Here is a 5,547-nt window from a genome sequence, read left to right on the forward strand (position 1 = left end):
GTTCCTTGAAAAACTGGTTAGAAAATTGAGAAGAAAGCGAAAAAATATTTTTCGAAAAAACTTCAAAAAAAGCTTGCCAGATTAAAAAAGAGTTGCTACTTTTGCACCCGCTAAACGAAAGAATAGCAAACAAAAAAGATAGATACGTTCCTAGACATATTGAATTGACAGCCGTCCCGATTTATCGGGACAATAATAAAGAGAGTAAGAGAATCGAAAGATTTAAAAAACCACTAGAATTTGAGTCGCATAATAAATAAGCCGTAAGGCTAAACAATATACGATGAAGAGTTTGATCCTGGCTCAGGATGAACGCTAGCGGCAGGCTTAACACATGCAAGTCGAGGGGTATAGGTTTTCGGATCTAGAGACCGGCGCACGGGTGCGTAACGCGTATGCAATCTACCTTTCACAGAGGGATAGCCCAGAGAAATTTGGATTAATACCTCATAGTATTATAGAATGGCATCATTTTATAATTAAAGTCACAACGGTGAAAGATGAGCATGCGTCCCATTAGCTAGTTGGTATGGTAACGGCATACCAAGGCAACGATGGGTAGGGGTCCTGAGAGGGAGATCCCCCACACTGGTACTGAGACACGGACCAGACTCCTACGGGAGGCAGCAGTGAGGAATATTGGTCAATGGGCGCAAGCCTGAACCAGCCATGCCGCGTGCAGGATGACGGTCCTATGGATTGTAAACTGCTTTTGCACAGGAAGAAACAACGCTACGTGTAGCGTCTTGACGGTACTGTGAGAATAAGGATCGGCTAACTCCGTGCCAGCAGCCGCGGTAATACGGAGGATCCAAGCGTTATCCGGAATCATTGGGTTTAAAGGGTCCGTAGGCGGTTTAGTAAGTCAGTGGTGAAAGCCCATCGCTCAACGGTGGAACGGCCATTGATACTGCTAGACTTGAATTATTAGGAAGTAACTAGAATATGTAGTGTAGCGGTGAAATGCTTAGAGATTACATGGAATACCAATTGCGAAGGCAGGTTACTACTAATGGATTGACGCTGATGGACGAAAGCGTGGGTAGCGAACAGGATTAGATACCCTGGTAGTCCACGCCGTAAACGATGGATACTAGCTGTTGGGGGCAACTTCAGTGGCTAAGCGAAAGTGATAAGTATCCCACCTGGGGAGTACGTTCGCAAGAATGAAACTCAAAGGAATTGACGGGGGCCCGCACAAGCGGTGGAGCATGTGGTTTAATTCGATGATACGCGAGGAACCTTACCAAGGCTTAAATGTAGATTGACCGATTTGGAAACAGATCTTTCGCAAGACAATTTACAAGGTGCTGCATGGTTGTCGTCAGCTCGTGCCGTGAGGTGTCAGGTTAAGTCCTATAACGAGCGCAACCCCTGTTGTTAGTTGCCAGCGAGTCAAGTCGGGAACTCTAACAAGACTGCCAGTGTAAACTGTGAGGAAGGTGGGGATGACGTCAAATCATCACGGCCCTTACGCCTTGGGCTACACACGTGCTACAATGGCCGGTACAGAGAGCAGCCACTGGGTGACCAGGAGCGAATCTATAAAACCGGTCACAGTTCGGATCGGAGTCTGCAACTCGACTCCGTGAAGCTGGAATCGCTAGTAATCGGATATCAGCCATGATCCGGTGAATACGTTCCCGGGCCTTGTACACACCGCCCGTCAAGCCATGGAAGCTGGGGGTGCCTGAAGTCGGTGACCGCAAGGAGCTGCCTAGGGTAAAACTGGTAACTAGGGCTAAGTCGTAACAAGGTAGCCGTACCGGAAGGTGCGGCTGGAACACCTCCTTTCTAGAGCTTTAGAAGTTAGTTACTCAGGTAACACACTAAAGAAAGAAGACGAAAAATTCAAAAGGAAAGAATCAAAAATTCCTTTACTCTCGCTGTTAATTTAAAAAATAATGAAAATTAAGTAAAAACAGAGTCTCGTAGCTCAGCTGGTTAGAGTACTACACTGATAATGTAGGGGTCCCCAGTTCGAGTCTGGGCGGGACTACTATTTAAGCTTAAAAAACTGGAAATTCTAGAGTTGAGAGGTTATGAGTAACAATTCATAATTCATAATTCACAATTCATAATTAAATTGGGGGATTAGCTCAGCTGGCTAGAGCGCCTGCCTTGCACGCAGGAGGTCAACGGTTCGACTCCGTTATTCTCCACAAAATAATTGACAATTATCAATTGATAATTATTAATTGTTAAAGTTCATTGACATATTGAGATAAGAAATAATAAAAAGTAGAAAGCGTTTTGTAGAGACGTTGCATTGCAAGGACTCAAACAAAACAAAAAAAACGGTCATAATTGAATTTATGATTGGTACAATAAGCAAAATAAGGGCGTATGGGGGATGCCTAGGCTCTCAGAGGCGATGAAAGGCGTGATAAGCTGCGAAAAGCTACGGGGATTGGCACACACGATATGATCCGTAGATACCTGAATGGGGCAACCCACTATGTTGAAGACATAGTACACCGATAGGTGGGCAAACCCGCTGAACTGAAACATCTAAGTAGGCGGAGGAGAAGAAAACAAAAGTGATTCCGTAAGTAGTGGCGAGCGAACGCGGATTAGCCCAAACCAAAGTTGTTACGGCAATTTTGGGGTTGTAGGACCACGACATTTTATGTACAAGGAACCAGAAGTTACTGGAAAGTAGCGCCATAGAGAGTGATAGCCTCGTATGGGTAACAAGTATAATAGATAGTGGTATCCTGAGTAGGGCGGGGCACGTGAAACCCTGTCTGAATTTGGCGGGACCATCCGCTAAGGCTAAATACTCCTGAGAGACCGATAGTGAACCAGTACCGTGAGGGAAAGGTGAAAAGAACCGTGAATAACGGAGTGAAATAGATCCTGAAACCGTACGCCTACAAGCGGTCGGAGCCCTTTAGTGGGGTGACGGCGTGCCTTTTGCATAATGAGCCTACGAGTTAACGTTGCTGGCAAGGATAAGTGGTTAAGCCACGGATCCGTAGCGAAAGCGAGTCTGAATAGGGCGCTTTAGTCAGTAGTGTTAGACGCGAAACCGTGTGATCTACCCATGGGCAGGATGAAGCGCTGGTAACACAGTGTGGAGGTCCGAACCGGTTGTCGTTGAAAAGACTTCGGATGACCTGTGGGTAGGGGTGAAAGGCCAATCAAACTCGGAAATAGCTCGTACTCCCCGAAATGCATTTAGGTGCAGCGTTGGTCATAAAGTTATATAGAGGTAGAGCTACTGATTGGATGCGGGGGCTTCACCGCCTACCAATTCCTGACAAACTCCGAATGCTATATAATGTTTACCAGCAGTGAGGGCTTGGGTGCTAAGGTCCAAGTCCGAGAGGGAAAGAACCCAGACCATCAGCTAAGGTCCCCAAATATATGTTAAGTTGAAAGAACGCGGTTTGTCTGCCCAGACAGCTAGGATGTTGGCTTGGAAGCAGCCATTCATTTAAAGAGTGCGTAACAGCTCACTAGTCGAGCGGACGAGCATGGATAATAATCGGGCATAAACATATTACCGAAGCTATGGATTTGTATTTATATACAAGTGGTAGGGGAGCATTCTAACAGGGTAGAAGGTGTGTTGTAAAGCATGCTGGACTGGTTAGAAAAGAAAATGTAGGCATAAGTAACGATAATGCGGGCGAGAAACCCGCACACCGAAAAACTAAGGTTTCCACAGCTATGCTAATCAGCTGTGGGTTAGTCTGGTCCTAAGGCGAACCCGAAAGGGACAGTCGATGGCTAACGGGTTAATATTCCCGTACTACTAATTACTGTGATGGGGTGACGGAGTGATGAAAGCGCCGCGAACTGACGGAATAGTTCGTTAAAGTACCTAACTATATTCTCTATAGGCAAATCCGTAGAGAATGGTGAAATACGATAGTACACGGAGACTTCGGTTGAAGTGATAGTGCGCCTAAGGGCTTCCAAGAAAAACCTCTAAACTTCAGGTAATTAGTACCAGTACCGTAAACCGACACAGGTAGTTGAGGAGAGAATCCTAAGGTGCTCGAGAGATTCATGGCTAAGGAATTAGGCAAAATAGACCCGTAACTTCGGGAGAAGGGTCGCCCCGAGTAATCGGGGCCGCAGTGAAGAGGTCCAGGCGACTGTTTATCAAAAACACAGGGCTCTGCAAAATCGTAAGATGAAGTATAGGGCCTGACACCTGCCCGGTGCTGGAAGGTTAAGAGGAGATGTTATCTTCGGAGAAGCATTGAATTGAAGCCCCAGTAAACGGCGGCCGTAACTATAACGGTCCTAAGGTAGCGAAATTCCTTGTCGGGTAAGTTCCGACCTGCACGAATGGTGTAACGATCTGGACACTGTCTCAGCCATGAGCTCGGTGAAATTGTAGTAACGGTGAAGATGCCGTTTACCCGCAGTGGGACGAAAAGACCCTGTGCACCTTTACTATAGCTTAGTATTGACCTTGGATAAATGATGTGTAGGATAGGTTGGAGACTGTGAAGAGGCGTCGCTAGGCGTTTTGGAGTCATTGTTGAAATACAACCCTTTGTTTATCTGAGGCCTAACCCCGTAATCGGGGGACATTGCTTGGTGGGTAGTTTGACTGGGGTGGTCGCCTCCAAAAGAGTAACGGAGGCTTCTAAAGGTTCCCTCAGTACGCTTGGTAACCGTGCGTAGAGTGCAATGGCATAAGGGAGCTTGACTGAGAGACATACAGGTCGATCAGGTACGAAAGTAGAGCATAGTGATCCGGTGGTTCCGTATGGAAGGGCCATCGCTCAAAGGATAAAAGGTACGCCGGGGATAACAGGCTGATCTCCCCCAAGAGCTCATATCGACGGGGGGGTTTGGCACCTCGATGTCGGCTCGTCACATCCTGGGGCTGGAGAAGGTCCCAAGGGTTGGGCTGTTCGCCCATTAAAGTGGCACGCGAGCTGGGTTCAGAACGTCGTGAGACAGTTCGGTCTCTATCTACTGTGGGCGCAAGAAATTTGAATGGATCTGATTCTAGTACGAGAGGACCGAATTGGACTAACCTCTGGTGTATCTGTTGTTCCGCCAGGAGCATCGCAGAGTAGCTACGTTGGGAAGGGATAAGCGCTGAAAGCATATAAGCGCGAAACCCACCATAAGATGAGATTTCTTTTAAGGATCGTGGAAGATGACCACGTTGATAGGCTATAGATGTAAAGGCAGTAATGTCATAGTCGAGTAGTACTAATAATCCGTAAGCTTATGTACACCCTTTTCCCGAGTCGCAAGGCTCGGGGAGAAACTTTCTAGATCCTTACAGGATGACAATTTATTGAATTTCTTTATCTCAGTATGTTAAGATATTGTTTTTAATTATAAATTGAAAATTATCAATTGTTAATTAAAAAAGTTACCTCAAGTAACAACGACCTTAAGGTGGTTATTGCGGCGGGGCTCACCTCTTCCCATCCCGAACAGAGTAGTTAAGCCCGCCTGCGCAGATGGTACTGCAATTTTGTGGGAGAGTATGTCGTCGCCTTTCTTTAATCTGAACTTGTTTCAGATTCTTTTAAAACCCTTCATCTATCGATGAAGGGTTTTTTGTTT

At 46.3% G+C, this 5,547-nt stretch carries 2 tRNA genes and 3 rRNA genes; all 5 read left to right on the forward strand.

Annotation, left to right across the window (positions count from 1 at the left end):
• Nucleotides 1–280: 280 nt before the first annotated feature.
• The 5 genes from C3L50_RS16155 (at nt 281) to rrf (ending at nt 5,482) form a co-directional block, all read left to right on the forward strand.
• A 16S ribosomal RNA gene (locus C3L50_RS16155) occupies nt 281–1,794 on the forward strand.
• Between the two features lie 131 nt (nt 1,795–1,925).
• Nucleotides 1,926–1,999: transfer RNA gene (locus C3L50_RS16160), tRNA-Ile, on the forward strand.
• An 89-nt stretch (nt 2,000–2,088) separates the two neighbouring features.
• Nucleotides 2,089–2,162, forward strand: a tRNA-Ala gene (locus C3L50_RS16165).
• A gap of 163 nt (nt 2,163–2,325) precedes the next feature.
• A 23S ribosomal RNA gene (locus C3L50_RS16170) occupies nt 2,326–5,208 on the forward strand.
• Between the two features lie 164 nt (nt 5,209–5,372).
• Nucleotides 5,373–5,482, forward strand: a 5S ribosomal RNA gene (rrf, locus tag C3L50_RS16175).
• The 16S, 23S and 5S rRNA genes sit together here with 2 tRNA genes alongside, the layout of an rRNA operon.
• The last annotated feature ends 65 nt before the right edge of the window (nt 5,483–5,547 follow it).

This window comes from Flavobacterium alvei (assembly GCF_002920895.1).
GTDB classification, from domain to species: domain Bacteria; phylum Bacteroidota; class Bacteroidia; order Flavobacteriales; family Flavobacteriaceae; genus Flavobacterium; species Flavobacterium alvei.